The sequence below is a fragment of the Pseudarthrobacter sp. GQ63 genome, assembly GCF_059758765.1.
Map to the genome: position 1 here is coordinate 909,564 of NZ_JCAXEF010000001.1, position 21,706 is coordinate 931,269.

Annotated in this window: 24 protein-coding genes and 1 riboswitch; of the genes, 18 read left to right on the forward strand and 6 right to left on the reverse strand. The window is 66.5% G+C overall.

Annotated elements, in window-relative coordinates; genetic code table 11:
* The first annotated feature begins 11 nt into the window (after positions 1–11).
* On the forward strand, positions 12–743 hold the full coding sequence (locus AC6CHP_RS04345) for an alpha/beta fold hydrolase (protein ID WP_498228278.1): 732 nt from the start codon (positions 12–14) through the stop codon (positions 741–743).
* A gap of 76 nt (positions 744–819) precedes the next feature.
* Here the strand turns inward: AC6CHP_RS04345 and thiC are convergent, their stop codons facing one another.
* Complete coding sequence (gene thiC, locus AC6CHP_RS04350) at positions 820–2,643, reverse strand: phosphomethylpyrimidine synthase ThiC (protein ID WP_188728040.1); 1,824 nt, start codon at positions 2,641–2,643, stop codon at positions 820–822.
* A riboswitch (TPP riboswitch) is annotated at positions 2,638–2,745 on the reverse strand. Its footprint overlaps the gene before it by 6 nt.
* 77 nt (positions 2,746–2,822) lie before the next feature.
* Here thiC and AC6CHP_RS04355 point away from each other — a divergent pair.
* From AC6CHP_RS04355 to AC6CHP_RS04435, 17 genes are all read left to right on the forward strand, one after another.
* Complete coding sequence (locus tag AC6CHP_RS04355; protein WP_498228279.1) at positions 2,823–3,905, forward strand: amidohydrolase family protein; 1,083 nt, start codon at positions 2,823–2,825, stop codon at positions 3,903–3,905.
* Between the two features lie 100 nt (positions 3,906–4,005).
* On the forward strand, positions 4,006–4,881 hold the full coding sequence (locus tag AC6CHP_RS04360; protein ID WP_498228280.1) for a VOC family protein: 876 nt from the start codon (positions 4,006–4,008) through the stop codon (positions 4,879–4,881).
* A 135-nt stretch (positions 4,882–5,016) separates the two neighbouring features.
* Positions 5,017–5,457: a hypothetical protein gene (locus tag AC6CHP_RS04365; RefSeq protein WP_188728238.1), complete on the forward strand. Its 441-nt coding sequence runs from the start codon at positions 5,017–5,019 to the stop codon at positions 5,455–5,457.
* Positions 5,458–5,672: 215 nt separating this feature from the next.
* Positions 5,673–6,095, forward strand: coding sequence for a 30S ribosomal protein S16 (rpsP, locus tag AC6CHP_RS04370; RefSeq protein WP_188728049.1), 423 nt, complete (start codon positions 5,673–5,675; stop codon positions 6,093–6,095).
* Between the two features lies 1 nt (position 6,096).
* On the forward strand, positions 6,097–6,339 hold the full coding sequence (locus AC6CHP_RS04375) for an RNA-binding protein (RefSeq protein ID WP_018759999.1): 243 nt from the start codon (positions 6,097–6,099) through the stop codon (positions 6,337–6,339).
* 107 nt (positions 6,340–6,446) lie between these two features.
* On the forward strand, positions 6,447–6,995 hold the full coding sequence (rimM, locus tag AC6CHP_RS04380) for a ribosome maturation factor RimM (RefSeq protein WP_188728051.1): 549 nt from the start codon (positions 6,447–6,449) through the stop codon (positions 6,993–6,995).
* Positions 6,996–7,808, forward strand: a complete 813-nt coding sequence (trmD, locus tag AC6CHP_RS04385) for a tRNA (guanosine(37)-N1)-methyltransferase TrmD (RefSeq protein WP_498228281.1) — start codon at positions 6,996–6,998, stop codon at positions 7,806–7,808.
* Positions 7,809–8,090: 282 nt separating this feature from the next.
* A complete protein-coding gene (rplS, locus tag AC6CHP_RS04390) occupies positions 8,091–8,450 on the forward strand; it encodes a 50S ribosomal protein L19 (RefSeq protein ID WP_066276805.1) in 360 nt (119 codons plus the stop codon).
* 85 nt (positions 8,451–8,535) lie between these two features.
* Positions 8,536–9,210 (forward strand): signal peptidase I, encoded by a 675-nt coding sequence (lepB, locus tag AC6CHP_RS04395; RefSeq protein WP_188728055.1) that lies wholly within the window; start codon positions 8,536–8,538, stop codon positions 9,208–9,210.
* On the forward strand, positions 9,211–10,038 hold the full coding sequence (gene lepB, locus AC6CHP_RS04400; protein WP_188728057.1) for a signal peptidase I: 828 nt from the start codon (positions 9,211–9,213) through the stop codon (positions 10,036–10,038).
* A gap of 2 nt (positions 10,039–10,040) precedes the next feature.
* Complete coding sequence (rnhB, locus tag AC6CHP_RS04405) at positions 10,041–10,850, forward strand: ribonuclease HII (RefSeq protein WP_229675225.1); 810 nt, start codon at positions 10,041–10,043, stop codon at positions 10,848–10,850.
* Positions 10,851–10,898: 48 nt separating this feature from the next.
* Positions 10,899–11,225: a DUF2469 domain-containing protein gene (locus AC6CHP_RS04410; protein WP_056335405.1), complete on the forward strand. Its 327-nt coding sequence runs from the start codon at positions 10,899–10,901 to the stop codon at positions 11,223–11,225.
* A gap of 139 nt (positions 11,226–11,364) precedes the next feature.
* On the forward strand, positions 11,365–11,721 hold the full coding sequence (locus AC6CHP_RS04415) for a YraN family protein (RefSeq protein WP_066276799.1): 357 nt from the start codon (positions 11,365–11,367) through the stop codon (positions 11,719–11,721).
* Complete coding sequence (locus AC6CHP_RS04420) at positions 11,722–13,266, forward strand: YifB family Mg chelatase-like AAA ATPase (protein ID WP_498228282.1); 1,545 nt, start codon at positions 11,722–11,724, stop codon at positions 13,264–13,266.
* An 11-nt stretch (positions 13,267–13,277) separates the two neighbouring features.
* Complete coding sequence (gene dprA / locus AC6CHP_RS04425) at positions 13,278–14,468, forward strand: DNA-processing protein DprA (protein WP_377193076.1); 1,191 nt, start codon at positions 13,278–13,280, stop codon at positions 14,466–14,468.
* Positions 14,469–14,577: 109 nt separating this feature from the next.
* Positions 14,578–15,504 carry a tyrosine recombinase XerC gene (locus AC6CHP_RS04430; RefSeq protein WP_498228283.1) on the forward strand — a complete coding sequence of 309 codons (927 nt, stop codon included), beginning with the start codon at positions 14,578–14,580 and terminating at the stop codon, positions 15,502–15,504.
* A gap of 241 nt (positions 15,505–15,745) precedes the next feature.
* Positions 15,746–16,249: a DUF3145 domain-containing protein gene (locus AC6CHP_RS04435; RefSeq protein WP_066276789.1), complete on the forward strand. Its 504-nt coding sequence runs from the start codon at positions 15,746–15,748 to the stop codon at positions 16,247–16,249.
* Positions 16,250–16,337: 88 nt separating this feature from the next.
* Here AC6CHP_RS04435 and AC6CHP_RS04440 read toward each other — a convergent pair whose 3' ends face one another.
* The 5 genes from AC6CHP_RS04440 to AC6CHP_RS04460 all read right to left on the reverse strand — a co-directional run bounded on the left by AC6CHP_RS04440 (position 16,338) and on the right by AC6CHP_RS04460 (position 21,427).
* Positions 16,338–17,573, reverse strand: coding sequence for a beta-ketoacyl-[acyl-carrier-protein] synthase family protein (locus AC6CHP_RS04440; protein ID WP_188728062.1), 1,236 nt, complete (start codon positions 17,571–17,573; stop codon positions 16,338–16,340).
* A 208-nt stretch (positions 17,574–17,781) separates the two neighbouring features.
* Complete coding sequence (locus tag AC6CHP_RS04445; RefSeq protein ID WP_009359314.1) at positions 17,782–18,027, reverse strand: acyl carrier protein; 246 nt, start codon at positions 18,025–18,027, stop codon at positions 17,782–17,784.
* Between the two features lie 79 nt (positions 18,028–18,106).
* Positions 18,107–19,168 carry a beta-ketoacyl-ACP synthase III gene (locus AC6CHP_RS04450; protein WP_188728064.1) on the reverse strand — a complete coding sequence of 354 codons (1,062 nt, stop codon included), beginning with the start codon at positions 19,166–19,168 and terminating at the stop codon, positions 18,107–18,109.
* Positions 19,165–20,094 carry an ACP S-malonyltransferase gene (locus AC6CHP_RS04455; RefSeq protein ID WP_498228284.1) on the reverse strand — a complete coding sequence of 310 codons (930 nt, stop codon included), beginning with the start codon at positions 20,092–20,094 and terminating at the stop codon, positions 19,165–19,167. The genes AC6CHP_RS04450 and AC6CHP_RS04455 overlap by 4 nt, the downstream gene beginning before the upstream one ends.
* Before the next feature lie 88 nt (positions 20,095–20,182).
* Complete coding sequence (locus AC6CHP_RS04460; protein ID WP_188728069.1) at positions 20,183–21,427, reverse strand: PucR family transcriptional regulator; 1,245 nt, start codon at positions 21,425–21,427, stop codon at positions 20,183–20,185.
* Positions 21,428–21,706 lie beyond the last annotated feature (279 nt).

A 21,706-nucleotide genomic window follows, 5' to 3' on the forward strand; every position in this document is an offset into this window, starting at 1 on the left:
AGGGTTGGGTCATGTTCAAGCAGAGGGTAGTGTTCGCGCACGGCGCGGGCAGCTTCGGCGCCGCAGCCTGGCCCCGCCAGCACGGGATAGCCCTGTCCTACGATGCCCTGTTCCTGCGCCGCCACGGCTTCGATCCCGTTGCCGAACCCACTGCGTCCTCGTTCGCGGAGGACACGCGCATCCTGCTGGAATCCCTTGGGGACGACGGCCGGGGCACCGCCGGCGGGCACGTCGTGGCGCATGCGCAAGGAGCCATCTCCGCCATGATGGCCGCCGTCGAACGTCCGGACCTTGTGTACTCGCTGACCCTGGTGGAGCCGGCCTGCCTGTCCCTGACCGCTGAACTGCCGGCCACGGCGGCGCACATCGGGCTGATGCAGCCCCTGTTCAACGCCCGGCATCAACTCAGTGACGAGGATTTCCAGCGCGAGTTCGTCCGCAGGGTCTATGCCACCGACCTGCAGCAGCCGGTGACTGCCGAGGAGAAGCGTTCTGCCAGGCGGCTGCGGCTGCAGGCGCCGTCCTGGGAAGCCCCGCTGCATATCGTTCCCGGCGTGCCCACGCTCGTCCTGACAGGCGGCTGGGAGCCGCTCTACGAGGAGATCGCCGGCTACCTCCGTGAGACCGGGGCGGATCACCGCACGGCCGCCGGCGGCCACCGGCCCCACGACTCCCCGGAAGGGGACCGCATCATCCGTTCGTTCATCAGCGACTCAGGCCGCGTGGAGGCACGCGCCTCCTGATCCCGCCCGAACCTGCCCTCCACAGGAGCCCGTCCGGCCGGCCCCCAATGACCAGCCGGACGGAACCTGCAGGCTCCTACCGCCCCGGCGGAACGCTCAGCTCCGGCAGATAAACTTTCCCGCCGGCAGCCAGGAATTCTTCGCTCTTGCCCCGCATGCCGGCTGCCGCTTCAGCAAGGGCTGCCTGTGCCTCCGCGGATCCGTATTCGTCCCGGATGTCCTGGCTGATCCGCATGGAGCAAAACTTGGGCCCGCACATGGAGCAGAAGTGGGCCGTCTTGGCCGGTTCGGCCGGGAGGGTCTCGTCGTGGAAGGCCTCGGCCGTCTCCGGGTCCAGCGACAACGCAAACTGGTCACGCCAGCGGAACTCGAAGCGTGCCTTGGACAGTGCGTCATCACGTTCGTGGGCGCCCGGGTGGCCTTTGGCAAGGTCTGCCGCATGGGCAGCGATCTTGTACGTGATCACCCCTGTCTTGACGTCGTCCTTGTTGGGCAGCCCCAGGTGTTCCTTGGGCGTGACGTAGCACAGCATCGCCGTGCCGTAGCGGGCAATTTCCGTGGCTCCAATGGCGGAGGTGATGTGGTCATAGCCCGGGGCAACGTCGGTCACCAGCGGGCCCAGCGTGTAGAACGGTGCGCCCTTGCACAGCTCCTGCTGCCGTTCAACGTTCTCCCTGACCAGGTGGAACGGAACGTGTCCAGGACCCTCCACCATCACCTGGACGTCGTACTCCCAGGCACGCTGCGTGAGCTCGGCGAGGGTGTCCAGCTCGGCAAACTGCGCGGCGTCGTTGGCATCCGCCGTCGCGCCCGGCCGCAGGCCGTCGCCCAGGGAAAACGCGACGTCGTACCGCGCGAAGATCCCGCAGAGCTCGTCGAAGTGCGTGTAGAGGAAGTTCTCCCGGTGGTGCGCCAGGCACCACCCCGCCATGATTGATCCGCCGCGGGACACAATGCCGGTGACGCGGTTGGCGGTCAGGGGAACGTACCGGAGCAGCACGCCGGCGTGGATGGTCATGTAGTCCACGCCCTGTTCGCACTGTTCGATGACGGTGTCGCGGAAGATCTCCCAGGTCAGGGCGTTGGCCTCGCCGTTGACTTTCTCCAGGGCCTGGTAGATGGGGACGGTGCCGATCGGGACAGGCGAGTTGCGGATGATCCATTCCCGGGTGGTGTGGATGTCCTCGCCGGTGGAGAGATCCATGACGGTGTCGGCGCCCCACCGGGTTGCCCACTGCAGCTTGTCCACCTCTTCGGCGATTGAACTGGTCACTGCAGAGTTGCCGATGTTGGCGTTGATCTTCACCAGGAAGGCCTTGCCGATGATCATCGGCTCGGATTCGGGGTGGTTGATGTTGTTGGGAATGATGGCCCGTCCTGCGGCGAGTTCGCTCCGGACCAGTTCAACATCGCAGTTTTCCCGCAGCGCCACGAAGCGCATTTCCGGGGTTATGACGCCCTGCCGTGCGTAGTGCATCTGTGTCACGGTCCGTCCCTCGACGGCGCGGCGGGGCACGGGAGGCGCTCCCTTCCACTCCGCGCTGGCGGCGCCGCGGCGCACGGCCGAGCGGCCGTCGTCGAGCAGGTTCCTCTCCCTGCCGCTGTACGCTTCCGTGTCTGCCCGCGCCTCGATCCAATCCTTGCGGAAAGGAGGAAGACCCTGAACGGGGTCGCTCCCCGGACCGGCCGTCCGGTAAGTCCGGAACGGCTGGTTCGGAACGCCGTTGGGGGACGGCTCCAACGCGATTTCCGTCACGGGAACACGGATACCGGTCCCGGCGTCCTCGAGGTAGGCCAGGGAATGGGATTTCAGGGATTGCGTCACCGGGGGCGGGTTCCCGTCAGTGGTGGCACCCGGGGTGTTGCGGGCAGGGTTCAGCTGCTGATTTGGTGTATTCAAGGAATACTCACTTCCTTCGCCGGCATTACCCGGACAGGTTCGACGGTCGCAGGCTGCGTCAGCCCGATCTCAGCCCCTGCAGGGGCACCCGTGTGGTCAAGATGAAAGCTACCACAGCCTTTCTTTCGGGGCTTGTCACATTGCCGGTGCTAGCCTGACCGGGCAGGAAAGAGGTGCACATGGCAGAAATCATCGAGTTCACGGGGACGGTCCTGACCGGACCCGGGAGTGGACAGCGCGGACTGTGGTCTGTTGACGGGCGCCTGACGTTCCGCCGGCCGGCAAAGGCCCCGGACCGGATCCTGGCGGGATGGGTGCTGCCGGGCTTCGTGGATGCCCACTGCCACATCGGGCTCGGCGTGGGAGGGGCGGTGGATGCTCCGACCGCCGAAGAGCAGGCGCGGACGGACCTGATGGCCGGCACACTGTTGATCCGTGACGCAGGTTCCCCTGCTGACACGCGGTGGCTGCAGGACAGAAAAGACGTCCCGGTGCTGATCCGCGCCGGACGCCACGTTGCGCGCACGCGCCGGTACCTGCGGGGTTTCGCTGAGGAAGTCGAACCGGAGGGCCTGGTGGAAGCTGTCCGTAAACAGGCCAGGGAAGGCGACGGATGGGTCAAGCTCGTGGGGGACTGGATTGACCGCGACGCCGGCGACCTCGCGCCGTCGTTCCCTGCCGCCGTCGTCCGCGATGCCGTCCTGGCCGCCCATGACGAAGGCGCACGCGTTACCGCCCACTGCTTCGCGGAAGAGACGCTCGGTGACGTGCTGGACGCCGGCATCGACTGCGTCGAGCACGCCACCGGCCTCCTGCCGAGGCACCTGCCCAGGTTCGTGGAGCAGAAGGTGCCCATTGTGCCCACCCTGGTCAACATCGCCACGTTCCCGGACATTGCTGCCCAGGCGGCGCCCAAGTTTCCGCGGTATGCGGCGCACATGCGTTCACTGTGGGAACGGCGGAAGGAACGGGTGCTTGAGGCGTTCGAGGCAGGCGTGCGGATCTACGCCGGGACCGACGCCGGCAGCGTGATCAGGCACGGCAGGATCGCCGACGAGATCCTGGCCCTCCATGCTGCGGGCCTGCCCATGGCGTCTGCCCTGGACGCCGCGTGCTGGAGTGCGCGGGAGTGGCTGGGCGCGGACGGCCTGGAAGAAGGGGCGCGGGCAGATGTTGTCGTGTGCCGGGAAGACCCGCGGAAGGTACCGGAGGCGGTCCATGGCCTGGCGCACGTTGTCCTGGGCGGTCGGGTCATCCGCTGAAAAGATATCCGGCCCGGGACTTGGAATAAATTGAAGCTTCAAGTAATTTTAAGAGTGTAAGGGCTGCCGACCGGAAGGCCCACAGCACCGGGAGTTATCAATGACTGCACAAGCCGCAAGCCAGGACCTTCTGCCTGCCGACCTCGCCATGGGCACCGTGATGCTCAAGGTGGGCGACATGGAGGTGATGACCGATTACTACCAGCGCGCCCTCGGCCTGGAGGTCATTGCCGAGCAGGACGGCGGAATCTACCTCGGCCGGCTGCAGAAGCCGCTTGTGCACCTGGCTCCCGCGCCCGGGCTGAACCTTCCGGGCAGGGGAGAGGCCGGCCTGTTCCACACTGCGCTGCTGTTTGAGAACCAGGCAGACCTGGCCGCCACCATCGCCACCGCCGCCCGGTTCGAACCGCGCTCGTTCACCGGCAGCGCCGACCACCTTGTCAGCGAAGCCTTCTACTTCAACGACCCCGAGGGCAACGGCATCGAGCTCTACTGGGACAGGCCGCGCAGCAACTGGTCCTGGAACGGCACTGACGTGGTGATGGACAGCCTGGCCCTCCCGCCGCAGCGGTACCTCGAGCAGCACCTGACGGAAGATTCCCTGGAGCGCCAGCTCGGGTCCGTGGCGGGCGTCGGCCACGTGCACCTCCAGGTGGGCGACGTCCAGACGGCCCGCGACTTCTACGTGGGGACCCTCGGCTTCGAGAAGACCGCCGGCTGGCACGGACAGGCCCTGTTTGTCTCTGCCGGCCGCTACCACCACCACATGGCCATGAACGTCTGGAACAGCCGCGGGGCGGGACCGCGCAAGGACACCCTCGGCCTGGGCGAGGTCCTTATCGAGGTGCCGTCAGGGGACGACGTCGGCTCCCTCGCCGACCGCCTCAAGGTCGCCGGCGTTGCCGCGCACCACACCGGAGCCGAACTCCGCTTCGGGGATCCGTGGCGCAACCGCATCCGTGTGGCTGTGCGCTGAGCACCGGCTGTGCCACGCATGATTCCAACCGGGCTGAATCCGAACTGGGCTGAATTCGAACTAGGCTGAATTCGAACGGCCGGGCAGGAGCAGCCTCCCGGCGGCACCACCGCCAACGGAATGAGGGCAATCCCCATGGGCTTCACCGAGATCTTTGTTGCCACCCACGACGCAGCACTGAAGCGTGCCGGCGTCCTTGACGGCGGCGGCAGCGCTCCCGCAGGTGACGCGGTCCGGATCCCGGACATCAGCGATTTCGAAGTGGAGCAGCTGGGCGACCTGGCCGGTACCGCCGTGCACGCCGGAGGAGCGGATTACGAACTGACCATGGTGGATGTGGGCAGCGATTCGCTCCTGGCCGTGCCCCCGGCCATGGTGCGCGCCCTGGCGGACCTGCTGTCCTATGAAACCGAAGGGGAAGGCGACATCCTCGAAGAGGTTGCCGAACAATGGGCCGCGCAGGATGACATGCCGTTCGGCGCTGCAGAGGCGCGGACCTACGTGCAGCGGCTGGCCGAACTCGCCAGCGGAATTGACGACTCGGAGCGCACCGGCCTGTACGTCTGGTCCGCCTGAGCTGATCCGGCCGGAACCTCCAGCCGGCGTCGCCCGTGTCACGCCGCGCCGAGTCGAAATCCTGGCGCTGATCTGGCACAATAAACAGGTACTCGATCTGCGTGGCCCCTCTCTCCGCGTCTGGATCCTGTCCTTCGAACCCGCAAGTACGGCCCGCCCCACGGGTGCAGAACGCCGGGTTCACCCCCTTTTCTGAAACAGGAGTGACCACAACAGTGGCCGTAAAGATTCGCCTTAAGCGCTTTGGCAAGATGCGCGCACCGTACTACCGCATCGTCGTCGCGGACTCACGCACCAAGCGTGACGGCCGCGCCATCGAAGAGATCGGCAAGTACCACCCCACCGAAGAGCCCTCATACATCGAGGTCGACTCCGAGCGTGCCCAGTACTGGCTGTCCGTCGGCGCCCAGCCGTCCGAGCAGGTTGCCGCGATCCTCAAGATCACCGGCGACTGGCAGAAGTTCAAGGGCCTGCCGGGCCAGGAAGGCACCCTGAAGACCAAGACTCAGAAGGAAGCCTTCGTCGCCCCGGAAAAAGGTTCCGTGATCATCCCGGAAGCCATCACCAAGAAGGCATCCAAGTCTGATGCAGCCGAAGCTCCCGCCGAGGCCGAAGCAGAGACCACCGAGGCTGAGTAGATTGCTGGCAGAAGCGCTGGAACACCTGGTCCGCGGAATCGTTGATTCCCCGGATGACGTCAAGGTCAGCTCCAAGAACAACCGCCGCGGGGACACCCTCGAAGTGCGCGTTCACCAGGACGACCTCGGAAGGGTGATTGGCCGCCAGGGCCGCACGGCGCGTGCACTGCGCACCGTGGTGGCAGCCCTGGCCGGTGGCGAGCCGGTGCGGGTCGACGTTGTCGACACCGACCGCCGCCGCTGAGCGCTCGGCACTATTCAGTTTTAGCTCCGGCCCCTCCACCCATGCGGTGGAGGGGCCGGAGTGCTTTTACCAGAGCACCGAAAACCACATTCAACACAGAGGAACACATGCAGCTTCAGGTGGCACGAATCGGCAAACCGCACGGCATCCGCGGCGAAGTGACGGTCCAGGTCCTGACCGACGCCCCTGGGGACAGGTTCGTGCCGGGCACCGAGTTCGTGGTTGAGCCGGCGTCAGCGGGCCCGCTCACCGTAATCAGCGCCCGCTGGAACAAGGACATCCTGCTGCTGGGCTTTGACGAAATTGGGACCCGCAACGAAGCGGAAACCCTCCGGGGCGCCAAGCTTTTCATCGAAACCGAGGAGCTGGACGAAGACGACGACGAAGGCTGGTACGAGCACGAACTCGTTGGCCTGGAGGCCAGGATCGGTCCCCGCGTGGTCGGCAAGGTCACCGCACTGAACACCATGCCTGTCCAGGACCTGCTCATGGTCACCACGCCGGAGGGCAAGGAAATCCTGGTTCCCTTCGTGGAGCAGATCGTGCCCGAGGTCAATGTTGACGGCGGGTTCATCCTCCTCACGCCGCCGGACGGCCTCTTCGAGCTGAATGCGGAGGACGAGGCAGCCGCTTCGGAGCCGGAGGAGAAAGCCTAGATGCGGATCGACGTCGTCAGTATTTTTCCCGAATACCTGGCACCGCTGGAACTGTCCCTGATCGGAAAAGCCCGCCAGGACGGGATCCTGGACCTCCGCGTCCACGACCTCCGCGCCTTCACCACGGACAGGCACCGCACCGTCGACGACACGCCTTACGGCGGGGGCGCCGGCATGGTGATGAAGCCCGAACCATGGGCGCAGGCCCTGGAGTCCATCGCTGCCGACCGCCCGGAGGGATCGGGCAGGCCGGTCCTGATCGTGCCGTCGCCGGCGGGGGAGAGGTTCACCCAGGCGCTGGCGTACGAACTGGCCGAGCAGGAGCACCTTGCGTTCGCCTGCGGACGCTACGAGGGCATCGACGAGCGCGTCATTGAGTGGTCCCGGGAGCATTTTGACGTCCGCCCCGTCAGTCTGGGGGACTACGTCCTCAATGGCGGCGAGGTTGCGGTGCTGGCCATGGTGGAAGCCATTGGACGCCTGCTGCCGGGCGTGGTGGGCAACCCCGAGTCCCTGGTGGAGGAATCCCATTCCGACGGGCTCCTGGAATACCCCGTCTACACCAAGCCCTCTGTGTGGCGCGAGCGGGAAGTGCCTGCCGTGCTGCTGAGCGGGAACCACGGCAGGATCGCGCAGTGGCGCCGCCACGAACAGTTCCGGCGGACGGCGGAGCGCCGCCCCGACCTCCTCGAAGCGTTCGACGCCGGCAGGCTGCCACGTGCCGACCGCACCGAACTGCAGGACCTGGGATACGACGTCGTGGACGGCCGCCTGCGCCGCCGCCCCGGCGCTGAAGGCATCCCGCAGGACTAATGGCCTCATGCGTCATGCTGCCGTGGCCAGCTCCCTGGGTTCCGGGAGCTGCAGGATTGGCTGTAGCCCCCGCGGTGTGGCAAAATTAGTCCTTGTGTCTGCTGGGTCCGCACCTGCCACAGGGGGAGCGCAACCAACAGCTAAGGCAACCGGCCTCATCAATCAGTGAAGTGGCCGGACCACTTACCTTTCGGCGGAGATCCCCGGTGCGCCACGAGCGCCCCAGGTTTTGCTGCCGTGACCCAAAGTGAATGACCTGTGGCGTTCACCAGGAGTGCAATTATGCATATTCTCGATTCCCTCGATGCAGCCTCGCTGCGTACCGATGTTCCCGAGTTCCGCGCGGGTGACACCCTCAAGGTGCACGTGAACATCATCGAAGGCAAGAACTCCCGTGTCCAGGTATTCCAGGGCTTCGTCCTGGGCCGCCAGGGCGACGGTGTCCGTGAGACCTTCACGGTCCGCAAGGTTTCCTTCGGCGTCGGTGTGGAGCGTACCTTCCCGGTTCACTCCCCGATCATCGACAAGATCGAGGTCGTCACCAAGGGTGACGTCCGCCGCGCGAAGCTTTACTACATGCGCGCACTGCGCGGTAAGGCTGCGAAGATCAAGGAAAAGCGCGACTTCAGCACCGCCAAGTAGGTCCTTTCGGACCTGCAGAGGCCGGGCCGCAGCCGTATCCGGCCAGCGCCGGAGCCATTCAGCACCAGCGCCCAGGATACGGACCATGGACCACACAAAACGCCAGCCCCGGAAAATGGGCTGGCGTTTTGCGTTCCTGGCCGTCATCCTGGCCGTTGCGGTCAGCGGACTGGTCCGATCGCTGTGGCTTGATGTGTACTTCATCCCGTCCGCGTCCATGGAACCCGTGCTGGAAGGCGGGGACCGCATCCTGGTTTCCCGGACCGACTTCCGCGCCGAGCCCATCCGGCGCGGGGACATTGTCGTTTTTGACGGAAGGGGCAGTTTCGCCCCGCTCAACAGCGGCAACGGCCCCTTGGTGGACAGCGCGGCCGCCGTCACCCACTGGATCGGCCTCACCGGCAGCGACACCACCTACGTCAAGAGGGTCATCGGGCTCCCGGGGGACTCGGTGGCCTGCTGCGACGCCGGCGGCAACGTGACGGTGAACGGAGAGGCCCTGGCGGAACCCTACATCTTCAACGGAGATGCCCCCAGTACCCAAAAGTTCAGTGCCGTGGTCCCTGATGGCCGGCTGTGGCTGATGGGGGACCACCGCTCCGTGTCCGCCGATTCGCGCAGCCTGCTCGGAGCCCCGGGCGGCGGCATGGTCCCGCTGGACAGGGTGATCGGCAGGCCGGTCCAGATCATCTGGCCGCTTGATAGATTTGCTTCAGTACCCCGTCCGCCTGCAGGACCAACAACAGAGAACGGACAGTAGATGCCCGAGAACCACGCGCGGACTCCCGAACCACGCCACGAAGGCGCTTCGGACGTTCCGGCCGATGCCGTTCCCGGGACTTCCGCCCAGGGTCCTGACGCGCCGGCGTCCGGCGCCGCGGGCAGCCGCGCCGCCGCCAAGTCAGCGGCGAAGCCCGCCGGCAGCCCCGTCTTCGCATGGCTGAAGGAAGTGGCCACGGTGGTGGTGATCGCCGTCGTCCTCTCCTTCCTGATCAAGACCTTCCTGTTCCGTGCGTTCTTCATCCCGTCCGAATCCATGGTCAATACCCTGGAAGTGGACGACCGCATCTTCGTCAACCTCCTGGTCCCCGAGCCGTTCGCACTGAACCGCGGCGACGTCGTGGTTTTCCGGGATACCAAGGGTTGGCTCCAGGCCGCGCCCGAACAACCGCAGGGTCCCTTCACCTGGGTCCAGGACGGGCTGACGTTCGTTGGCCTGCTGCCGGACAACTCCGAGCAGCACCTGGTCAAGAGGGTCATCGGGCTCCCGGGGGACCATGTGGTCTGCTGCGATGCCGGCGGTAGACTGACAATTAACGGGACCGCCATCAACGAGAGCTATATCAATCCGGCTGAAATCCCGCAGATCCGCAACTTCGACGTAACTGTCCCCGAGGGCAAGGTGTGGGTGATGGGAGACAACCGCAACCATTCCGCCGACTCCCGCGCCCACATGGACTCCGACGGCGGATTCATCGACATTGCCGACCTCGAAGGCAAGGCCGCCGTCATTGCCTGGCCACTGAGCCGGTTCACCACCCTGGGCAACTATCCGGACGTGTTCCGCAACGTACCGGCGGCGCCCTGACCATGCCCGCCGCACTCAAGCCCAGGTCCGGTTCCACCAAGGTTCCCTCACCGGGCACCAAAATTCCCTCACCGGGGAAGGCGCCCACCCTTCGGCACGAGCGGACCTTCAAGGCCCAGGGGATCCGGTACCTTGCCGGTGTGGACGAGGTGGGGCGCGGCGCGCTTGCCGGGCCCGTCAGCGTGGGCATCGCCGTGGTTGACCTGGAACGGCAGAAGCCCCTGGCCGGGGTCCGGGACAGCAAACTTCTGGCCCCGGCGGAGCGGGAACGCCTTGACCCGCTGGTCCGCCGGTGGAGCGTGGCCTCGGCAGTGGGCCACGCCTCAGCGCAGGAAATCGACTCCATCGGCATCATCGCCGCGTTGCGCCTTGCAGGAACCAGGGCGTGGCAGGAAGTCCTTTCTGCGGGTGTCCGCCCCGAGGCGGTGCTCCTGGACGGAAGCCACAACTGGCTTTCACCTGCCGGGCAGCTGTCCCTGTTCGACGAGCCCATGGTGGAGGCCAGCTGCGACGCTCCGGTTCACACCAAGGTCAAGGCGGATATGCAGTGCCTGAGCGTGGCGGCTGCCAGCGTCATCGCAAAGGTTGAGCGGGACCGGATGATGCGGGAGCTCCACGGTGAGTTCCCTGACTTCGGCTGGGACGTCAACAAGGGCTACGCCACTGCACTGCACCGGGATGTCCTCCGTGCGGCCGGGCCCACGCCATACCACCGGGTCAGCTGGCGGCTCCTTGGTGGGGAACTGGCTGACGCCGGCCTGCCGGACGGTGCAGGGCCAGGCGGGGAAGAAGCTGCTGCCGCGGGGGACTGAGCCCCGCGCCGGACACCAGCCGCCCTGCCGATGGTGCAAGATGGAAGCATGAGTGCCGAGGATCTTGAAAACTACGAAACCGACATGGAGCTTCAGCTCTACCGTGAATACCGCGATGTCGTCGGGCTGTTCAGCTACGTTGTCGAGACCGAACGCCGCTTCTACCTGGCCAACCACGTGGACCTGCAGGCCCGCAGCGCAGACGGCGAGGTCTACTTTGACCTGACCCTGCAGGATGCCTGGGTCTGGGACGTCTACCGTTCCGCACGGTTCGTCAAGAGTGTCCGCGTCCTGACCTTCAAGGACGTCAACGTCGAAGAGCTTCCGCGCAACGAGGAGCTTGCCCTGCCCAAGGATGTCGACCTGGGCAACTAGCGCTTTTGCGCGGGCCCGGACTTCCCCTGCACAGCTGACCTTTCCTGCACAGGGCCTGCCGGCCCAGGTTCATCCACATAGGGGACCGCCGTCCTGTCCTTCGTGTCCCAGCCCGTCCAGGCTGGTTGCGGAGGTAGACATGAAATCGAAAGACCTGCTGGGCCGGCACGGGGAGGACCTTGCCGCCGGTTACCTGGAAACCCTTGGCATGCTCGTGGTGGAGCGCAACTGGCGCTGCACCGAGGGCGAAATAGACATCGTCGCGCTCGACGGCGATGCCCTGGTGATTGCCGAGGTCAAAACCCGCCGTACTCTGGATTACGGCCATCCCTTTGAAGCCGTTGGCCCGGACAAGCTGGCGCGGTTGCACCGGCTCGGGGCCGCATGGTGCCGGGACCGTGAGCTTCGGATGCCGCTGCGGCGCGTTGACGTCATCGCGGTGATTGACGACGGCGGCGGGTCGCCCCTGGTGGAGCACCTCAGGGGGGTGGGCTGAATGCCCCTGGGACGCACCTACTCCATCGCCCTGGTGGGGCTGAACGGCTACATCGTGGAGGTGGAGGCCGACATTGGCCAGACCCTCCCCGCATTCGTATTGCTCGGGTTGCCGGACGCCTCCCTGAACGAGGCCAAGGAACGGATCCGGTCGGCTGCGAAGAATTCCGGAATTCCGCTGAGCCGCCGGAAGATCACCGCCAACCTCATCCCCGCGTCCCTGCCGAAGCGGGGATCCGGATTCGACCTGGCGGTGACCATGGCCGTACTCCGTGCCGCCAATGACATCAAACCCACCGGGCGGACGGTGTTTATCGCCGAGCTGGGACTCGACGGCCGGCTGCGCCCTGTTCGCGGCATCCTTCCGGCGGTGATGGCCTCGGTGCAGGCCGGTTATCCGGACATCGTCGTAGCGCAGGCAAACTTGGCGGAGGCATCGTTGGTTCCTGATGCCAGGGTGCGGGGGTTCAGCACCCTGGCCCGGCTGGCGCTGGAATTCGGCGCGGATCCCCAGGAGCTTGCGCTGGATTTCGAACCTGAGGACCCGGACAGCCCCGGGGACGCAGGAGTGGAGGCCGGCACCTACCCTGACATGGCGGACGTCTCCGGCCAGGGGGATGCCCGGCGCGCACTGGAAGTCGCAGCTGCCGGGGCCCACCACCTCCTCCTGACGGGGCCTCCGGGTGCGGGCAAGACCATGCTGGCGGAACGCCTGCCCGGGCTCCTGCCGGATCTTGGCGACCATGAGTCCATGGAGGTCACGGCCATCCATTCGTTGTGCGGGCTGCCATCATCGTCCGTGCAGCTGCTCCGGCGGCCACCGTTCGAAAGTCCGCACCATTCCGCAACCGCCGCGGCAATCATTGGGGGCGGCTCCGGGCTTCCCCGGCCCGGAGCCGCGTCCCGTGCCCACCGCGGAGTCCTGTTCCTTGACGAGGCACCAGAGTACGAACGCCGCGTGCTGGATGCCCTCCGCCAACCCCTGGAAAGCGGAGAACTGGTGATCCACCGCTCAGCCGGAACCGCTGCTTATCCGGCAAGGTTCCAGCTTGTGCTCGCCGCCAACCCCTGTCCCTGCGGCAAAGCCTCCGGTAAAGGCCTCGACTGCACCTGCACGCCCATGATGCGGCGGCGTTACCTGGCCAGGATGTCCGGTCCGCTCCTCGACAGGGTGGACATCCAGCTTCAGGTGGAACGGGTCTCCCTGGCCGACTTCGGACAGGCCGGGGCCGAGGAAGACACGGCAACAGTCGCACGGCGGGTGCTGGGCGCACGGTCCCGTCAGTTGGAGAGGTTGGCCGCCTACGGGCTGGAAACCAATGCGCAGGTCCCCGGCCGCATACTCCGGGGTGAGCTTCGGCTCCCGCCGGCAGTCACCCGCATCCTGGACCATTCCCTGGAACGCGGCGTCCTCACGGCGCGCGGCTATGACCGGGTGCTTCGGCTCGCATGGACCCTTGCCGATTTGGGATACCGGGAGCAACCGGACATCAACGACATCGGCCGGGCGCTGGGGCTTCGGCAGGCAGCGGCGGCGGCAGCATGAAGGAGGCAGCCATGGATATGGGCATCGAGCGGCGTTCCCGAGCCGCCCTCTCACGCCTCATGGAACCCCAGGACGCGGCCGGACTTGCCCTGGTGCAGGCGGCCGGCGCAGTGGACGCCCTGCGGATCGCCACGGGGCAACTGTCAGCCGGCCCCGAGCTGGAGCGGGAGATCACCGCGCTGCTCTCGGACGGGGGTTCCGGCACCAGCTGGGCAGGGATGGCCGCTTCCCTGAAACGCTGGCATCCCCGGATACCCGACCTGGCCCCCGAGCGGGACCTTGCAACCATGGCGCGACTGGGCGGCCGGCTGATCATCCCGTCGGACGAATTGTGGCCGGTCCAGCTGGCAGACCTCGGAATCCAGGAGCCGATCTGCCTCTGGTGGCGGGGCCAGGAACAGCCGCTGCCCGGAGCAGCAACATCCATAGCCCTGGTTGGCTCGCGGGACAGCACCAGTTACGGCGCCGCCGTCACCGGCGATCTTGCCTACTCGCTGGCCCAGCGTGGCTTCACCGTGGTGTCAGGAGGGGCCTACGGCATCGACGCGCATGCCCACCGGGCCGCCCTCGCCGGAGCGTCCGGTGCGGTCCCCACCATTGCTGTGATGGCAGGGGGAGTGGACCGGTTCTATCCTTCGGGGAACGAGGACCTCCTGCGGGCCGTATCCAACCAGGGCGCCGTCCTGGCCGAGGTTCCTCCGGGCTCCGCCCCCACCCGCTACCGGTTCCTGCAACGCAACCGCATCATTGCCGCCCTGTCCGCCGTGACCGTGGTGGTGGAGGCCAGGTGGCGGTCCGGGGCGCTCAACACCGCCCATCACGCGGAGACCCTTGGCCGGGCGGTCGGCGCTGTGCCGGGGTCCGTGCACAGCGCCAACTCGGCAGGATGCCACCGGCTTCTGCGTGACGGCGGCGCCGTCTGCGTGACGGATGCTGCCGAGGTCGCCGAGCTGGCCGGCCCCAGTGGCTCCGCCCTCCCTGATGCCCGCCACGGGCAGGCTGCAGTGCAGGACGGGCTGACGCTGGAGGATCTGATCCTCCTGGACGCGCTGCCGCTGCGCTCCGTGACGTCGGTCGAAAAGCTCTCGGTGGTGGCTGGCCTGGCCCAGGAGTCGGTGCGGGCCGGGCTGGGCCGGCTGGGCCTGCTGGGCCTCGCCGTCTCAGAACGGGGAGGATGGAAACGCGGCAGGGCAACCGGCTGACGCCCACGGCCCGGCGGGTCCGGGCCGCCCGGGACGGGAAGCGCAGGCACCCGGTTGAGTGGAGCGTGTCAGCCAGTAGTTTCCCTGCCGCAGCTGAGAGAGTAGGTGGGTGGATCATGAGGGATTGCCGGCGGAGCTCGGCGGGGCGCTTGACGCTTTCGCGCGGTACCTCTCCGCCGAGCGTGCGGTCTCGCCCCACACTCTCCGCGGATACCTGGGCGATGTCCGCAGCCTCCTGTCCAACGCTGCGTCTGAAGGCGCTGTCCGGCTCCAGGACCTGGAGCTCGGAACGCTCCGGCGATGGCTCGGTGCCCAAAGCCAGGAGGGTGCGGCGCGCAGCACCCTGGCCCGCCGGTCCGCCTCTGTCAGGGTTTTCACGGCCTGGGCCATGGCGGAGGAGCGTATCGCCACCGATCCCGCGCTCCGGCTCAAGGCCCCGAAACGCGGGCAGTCCCTGCCCGGGGTACTGCAGGCCGGGCAGGTGACCAGGCTGCTGTCCACCCTGGAAGAAGCTGCGGCCGAGGGTGCGCCGCTCGCCCTGCGGGACCGTGCCATCGTGGAGCTGCTCTACGCCACGGGAGTCCGGGTGGGCGAACTGGCGGGGCTGGATGTTGATGACCTGGACCCGGACCGGCGCACTTTGCGCGTCATCGGCAAGGGCAATAAGGAGCGCACTGTCCCGTACGGTGTTCCGGCAGCCCTCGCGGTGGATGACTGGCTGCGGCGCGGCAGGCCACTGCTTGCCCGGGACAACAGCGGGCCGGCCCTCTTCCTGGGCGCCCGGGGCGGAAGGGTGGACCAGCGGCAGGTCCGCTCCATGGTCAACGACCTTTTCGCCGGACTCGGGGACACCTCCGCGTCAGGCCCGCACGCGCTGCGGCATTCGGCGGCCACGCACCTGCTGGACGGCGGAGCCGATCTGCGCGCAGTGCAGGAAATCCTCGGGCACAGCAGCCTGGCCACCACCCAGATCTATACCCACGTCTCGGTTGACCGGCTGCGCCAGAGCTACCAGCAGGCCCACCCAAGGGCGTAAGTCCGAAGGGCAGAATCGCACTGGCGTAATTTGGTGCGGTACGGCACAATAAGAGTCACGTCCGGCAACTTTCAAGTCCCGCTTGAAGCTAGCAGCTTCCTGCGTCACGGTAAGCCCGGACACAGCTTTATCTGATACATCTGAATACGCAGGCAGGAACCACAGCCGCAGTGCACGGCACGGCAGTTCCATCCAGGCAGAGGTCGTTGGGGAAGACGTACCTAGAGCTATGGAGGATGGAATGTCTGTTGCAATGACCCGCGGTGTGCTGTTCGTTCACTCGGCCCCTACGGCTCTGTGCCCCCACGTTGAGTGGGCCATCGGATCTGTCGTGGACAAGCGGACGGACCTTGAGTGGACCCCTCAGCCTGCCGCGCCCGGAATGTTCCGGGCGGAGCTGTCCTGGACCGGTGCCCCCGGTACGGGATCACAGCTTGCGTCGTCCCTGCGGGGGTGGGCGCATCTCCGGTATGAGGTCACCGAGGAGCCGAGCCAGGGTGTCGACGGCGGCCGCTGGTCCCACACCCCTGAGCTGGGCATCTTCCACGCTGTCACCGACGTGCACGGCAACATCATGGTGTCAGAGGACAGGATCCGGTACGCCTACGAGTCAGGCGCCGGTGACCCCGCAGCCGTCTACCACGAGCTTTCCCTTGCCCTCGGCGAGGCCTGGGACGAGGAACTCGAGCCGTTCCGGCACGCCGCCGAAGGCGCACCCGTTCGTTGGCTCCACCAGGTGGGCTGACCGCCGTCGACCTGATTTTTCCATAGCAAAGAGGAGGCCCCGCCGAATGGCGGGGCCTCCTCTTGTAGGCGGTACAACGTCCTGAAGGTCAGACGCTGCGGACCGCAATGACGGCGTTGTGGCCACCGAAGCCGAACGAGTTGCTCAGCGCCACGATGTTGCCGGCCGGCAGGTCGCGGGCCGAGGTGACGACGTCGAGCGGGATCTCCGGGTCCTGGTTTTCCAGGTTGATGGTGACCGGTGCCTTCCGGTCGTAAACAGCAAGCACTGTCAGGACGGCCTCGACAGCACCGGATGCGCCCAGGAGGTGGCCCATCTGGGACTTCGTCGCGGAAACGGCGACGTTGTCCACATGGTTTCCCAGTGCAGCCCGGAGGGCAGTGTATTCAGGCTTGTCTCCCACCGGCGTTGACGTGGCGTGCGCGTTCACGTGCACCACGTCCTCAGGCTGGATGCGGCCATCGAACATGGCAGCTTTGAGTGCACGGGTGGCACCCAGGCCTGCCGGGTCAGGAGCCGTGATGTGGTAGGCATCAGCGGTGACGGACGTTCCCGCCAGTTCACCGTAGATGCGCGCTCCGCGGGCCAGCGCGTGCTCCTCAGCCTCAAGGACCAGAGCGCCGGCGCCTTCACCCATGACAAAGCCGTCGCGGCCCGTGTCGTAGGGACGGGAGGCGCCCTGCGGGTCGTCGTTCCGGCGGGAGAGTGCCTGCATGGAGGCGAAGGCTGCGAGGGGCATCGGGTGGATGGCGGCTTCGGCGCCGCCGCACATGACCACGTCGGCCTTGCCTGAGCGGATCAGGTCGAGCCCAAGGTGCAGGGCTTCGGTGCCGGACGCGCAGGCGGAAACAGGGGTGTGGGCGCCGGCTCGGGCGCCGAGGTCCAGGCTGACGGCTGCGGCAACACCGTTGGGCATCAGCATGGGAACGGTCATGGGGAGGACCCGGCGGGGGCCTTTTTCCTTGAGGGTGTCCCAGGCATCAAGGAGCGTCCAGACGCCGCCAATACCCGTGGCGAAGGCGACTGCCAGCCTGTCCTTGTCAAAGTCGGTGATGCCGGAGTCAGCCCAGGCTTCACGGGCTGCGATGACGCCGAACTGGGTGGACGGGTCCATGCGCTTGGCCTCGACGCGGCTGAGCACGTCCAGGGCCGGGGTGCTGCAGCGCGCGGCGAAGTGGACGGGCAGCTCGTACTTGGCAACCCAGTCGTCCTCCAGGGTGCGGGCACCGGAGACCCCCTTGAGCGCGTTGTTCCACATCGTGGGTACATCGCCGCCGATGGGCGTGGTGGCACCCAGACCGGTGATGACTACTTTGCGTGTCATGGGATCACTCTTTCGTCGGTGGGGAATCCGTCTGCCGGAGGTCCCGCGTATTGATGATCGGCACTCTGCTGCAAGCAACAACACTGCCAGGAACAGGGCCCTTGGGAGCAGTCCCTGCGTGGGCAGGTGCCGGAAAATGCGGCGGGCTGCCGGCCCGGTCGTCCGGACCGGCAGCCCTGCCATGCCGATTCAACGGCGAAAGCCCAGGCTAGGCCTGTGCTCCGGCGATGAAGCTGACGGCGTCGCCGACGGTCTTGAGGTTCTTGACCTCTTCGTCCGGGATGCGAACGCCGAACTTTTCTTCGGCGTTGACCACAATGGTCATCATGGAGATGGAGTCGATGTCCAGGTCCTCGGTGAAGGACTTGTCCAGCTCCACGGCCTCGGGGGCCAGGCCTGTTTCTTCGTTGACGATTTCAGCCAAGCCGGCGAGGATCTCTTCGTTGCTAGCCATTGATGGCTCCTTTTCTTGTATTGCCGGCAGGGGCTGCCGGAAATGGTTCAGGACGCGGTTGCGGCCTGTTGGGGCGTTCCTAAGGAAGGACAACTACCTGTGCGCCGAAGACGAGCCCGGCTCCGAATCCGATCTGGAGAGCCAGTCCGCCGCTCAGTTCCGGCTTTTCGGCCAGCAGGCGGTGGGTGGCCAGCGGAATGGACGCTGCCGAGGTGTTACCTGCATCAGCGATGTCCCGTGCCACTGTAACCGTCTCGGGCAGCTTCAGTTTCTTCACCATCTCATCGATGATGCGCATGTTGGCCTGGTGGGGGATGAAGGCCACCAGGTCCTCGGCTCGGACTCCGGCGGCGTCCATGGCCTGCTGGGCCACCTTTGCCATCTCCCACACCGCCCAGCGGAAGACGGTCTGGCCGTCCTGGCGGAGGGTGGGGTACAGTTCCTGGGCTTCCTCGAGCAGGGCAAGGTCCCCTGTCGAGTCCGACTGGCGGGCAGCCAGGCCAAGGTCGCGGACATCGAGCATGGAACGGGTCATGCCGATGGCGTCCCACTTGCTGCCGTCCGACCCCCAGACCGACGGTGCGATTCCGGGAGTTTCGGAGGGGCCAATGACGACGGCGCCGGCACCGTCCCCAAGCAGGAAGGAGATGGTGCGTTCACGGTTGTCGATGACGTCTGACAACTTCTCGGCGCCCACCACCAGGACATACTTCGCGGCGCCTGAACGGACCAGGGCGTCCCCCTGGGCGATGCCGTAGCAGTAGCCGGCGCAGGCCGCGGAGATGTCAAAGGCAGGCGCCGGGGTGGCGCCGAGGCGGTCCGCCAGAGCGGCCGCGGCAGACGGCGTGGCGTAGGGATGGGTCACGGTGGAGACAATGACAGCCCCCAGGTCCGAGGCCTGGATTCCAGCCTTATCCATGGCCTCGCGGGCAGCGCCCTCGGCCATGTCGATGACGCTGACCCCGGCCGGGGCCCGGTGCCGGGTCACGATGCCGGTGCGCTGGCGGATCCATTCATCGGAGGAATCGATCCACTGGCATACGTCCTCATTGGTGACGATAACGTCCGGCCGGAAGGCACCCAGGCCGAGAATCCGGGTGTGCTCCTGAATCGGGGCCTGTTTCAGCGTGGGAACGCTCATGCGTTGCCCTCCAGTTCTGCGAAAAGCGCCAGTGCGGCGGAAAGGTCGTCAGGGGTTTTGACCGCGACGGTTTTGACGCCGGGCATGCCCCGCTTGGCGAGGCCGGCAAGCGTGCCGGCAGGAGCAAGTTCAATGACGCCGGTGACGCCCCGCGCGACCATAGTTTCCATGCACCGGTCCCAACGGACAGGACGTGACACCTGGGCAATGAGGTTCCCGACGGCGGCGTGGCCGTCGGTGACTTCACCGCCGTCGTAGTTGGACAGCAGCGGCACCTTCGGTGCCTGCGGCTTCAGCTGGGGTTCCAGCGCCTTCAGGGCACTGACTGCGGGAGCCATGTGGCTCGTGTGGAAGGCTCCGGCCACCTTCAGGGGAATGACCCGGAACTTGGCCGGCGGGTTGTCGGCCAGGGCCTTCAGCTGGTCAAAGGTTCCCGCGGCAACGGTCTGGCCCGCGCCGTTGACGTTGGCCGGGGTGGCGCCCGCGGCCGTGATGGCCGCCAGGACCTCGGCGGGGTCGCCGCCCACCACTGCGCTCATGCCGGTGGGGGTGACGGCAGCGGCTGCAGCCATGCTGTTGGCACGCTCCCGGACGAACGTCATGGCCTCCTGCTCGGTGAGTACGCCTGCAAGGGCGGAAGCGGTGATTTCACCAACGGAGTGGCCTGCCAGGATGACCGGAAGGGAGCTGAGCTCAACATCGAACAGGGAAGCGGCTGCAACCAGGCCGGCGGCGACGATCAGGGGCTGCGCTACGGCGGTGTCCTTGATGGTTTCTTCATCTGAGGTGGTCCCGTGGGCGATCAGGTCAATGCCCGCGATGTCGCTGAGGGCGGCCAGCTGGCCTGCCACCGGGGGCAGTTCCAGCCAGGGGGCCAGAAAACCCGGGGTCTGTGAGCCCTGTCCAGGGCAGACTATTGCAAGCACGTATCCAGCTTTCCAAATTACTGTGTGATCCAGCGGTGTTTGTCCGCACCAAGCTCACGGGGTCAGGTTGTAGGAAGTCTACAACGCGTCAGGGCTGATTCCGGGACGGCTGGCGTTCAACCGCAGCTTTCGGTGGCGTCGAAAGACGGCCCACAACGAGAGCGGCCTGTAGGACAAAAGCCTCCCTCGGCAGGAGCGGATCCCACCCTGTGACGTCGCAGACGCGCTTCAAACGGTACCGCACGGTGTTCGCGTGAACGAAGAGTTCCCGGGCTGTCGCCTCCAGTGAATGCCCCAGCTCCAGGTAGGTGCCGAGGGTTTCAACAAGCCCGTTGGACGCGGCCAGCAAGGGGCGGTAGATGTTCTTGACCAGGGAACGGCGGGCGGCGTCGTCCCCGGAGATGACCCGTTCCGGCAGCAAATCGTCGGCAGCCACGGGCCGGGGGGCCGAGGGCCACGCCCTGGCCGCGGTCAGGCCGGCAAACGCCGACTGGGCGGAACCGCTGGCCTCCAACAGTGAACCGGCCTCGGGGCCGTACACCACAGGGCCGGGAGCAAACATCTCGCTGAGCTTCACATATGCGGTTTCCCTGTCCTGCACGCCGCCCAGGATGAGGATGAGCCGGTCGCCCTGGATGCCCACCAGCGCGTCCTCCGCGTACCGGCCGGCCATCCGGCGCAGCTCGCTGACGTAGCTGGCACTGGGCTCCGAAGGGGAGTTGCCCACCATGACCGTGAAGCGCTCCTGGGCTTTCCAGCCAAGCGCCGCGATCCTGGAGCGCAAAGCGTCCGTGTTCTCGCCGCGCAGGATGGCGTCCACAATCAGGGCCTCGAGCCGGGTATCCCAGGATCCCCGGGATTCCGCGGCACGCGCGTAGACGTCCGCCGCAGCGAAGGCAACCTCCCTCGAGTAGCGCAACACGGCTTCACGGAGGGACGGCTGGTCGGCCTCCGGTGCAATGACCGGTACCTGGTCCTCCACCACCTCCACCACGATCCGGATCAACTGCAGCGCTTTCTGCAGGCTGATGGAGCGGGTCAGTTCGGTGGGTGCTGTTCCAAAGACGTCCGTCAGGATCCACGACGGAGAGCTGGGCCTCTCATACCACGTGACGAAAGCCGCAATGCCGTTCTGTGCCACCATGCCCAGCGCCGAGCGCTCGTCCGAGCTGAGCCGGCTGTACCAGGGCAGGGACTTTTCCAGCTCGCGCATGGTGGTGGTGGACAGCTGGCCCACGTTTGCCCGCAGTTTCTTGAGGGTCTCCGACTTCTCCGGAGTAACCCCCGGAGTGGACGGTTTGCGCTTGGCGGACGGGGTGGCAGGTGCTGGCATTCTTTGAGCATACGGGCAGCGTCCCGCAACCTCCATTTGTGCAAAGGCTACAATCCACCTTGCCCTGCGTCACATGGCCCCTGGGCCTTAACGGACGACGGCGGCCCCGCCTTTCGGAGGGGGCCGCCGTCGCGTCTTTACTTAGGAGACAGGCTAGGCTTCGCCGCCAGCGTTGCCCGTGGTGCCCGCATTGACGTTGTGAAGCCTGTACTTCTCAATCGCCTTGATCGGGGCCTGCGCATCCACCTCGCCGCGGCGGGCGAGCATCTCCAGTGAACG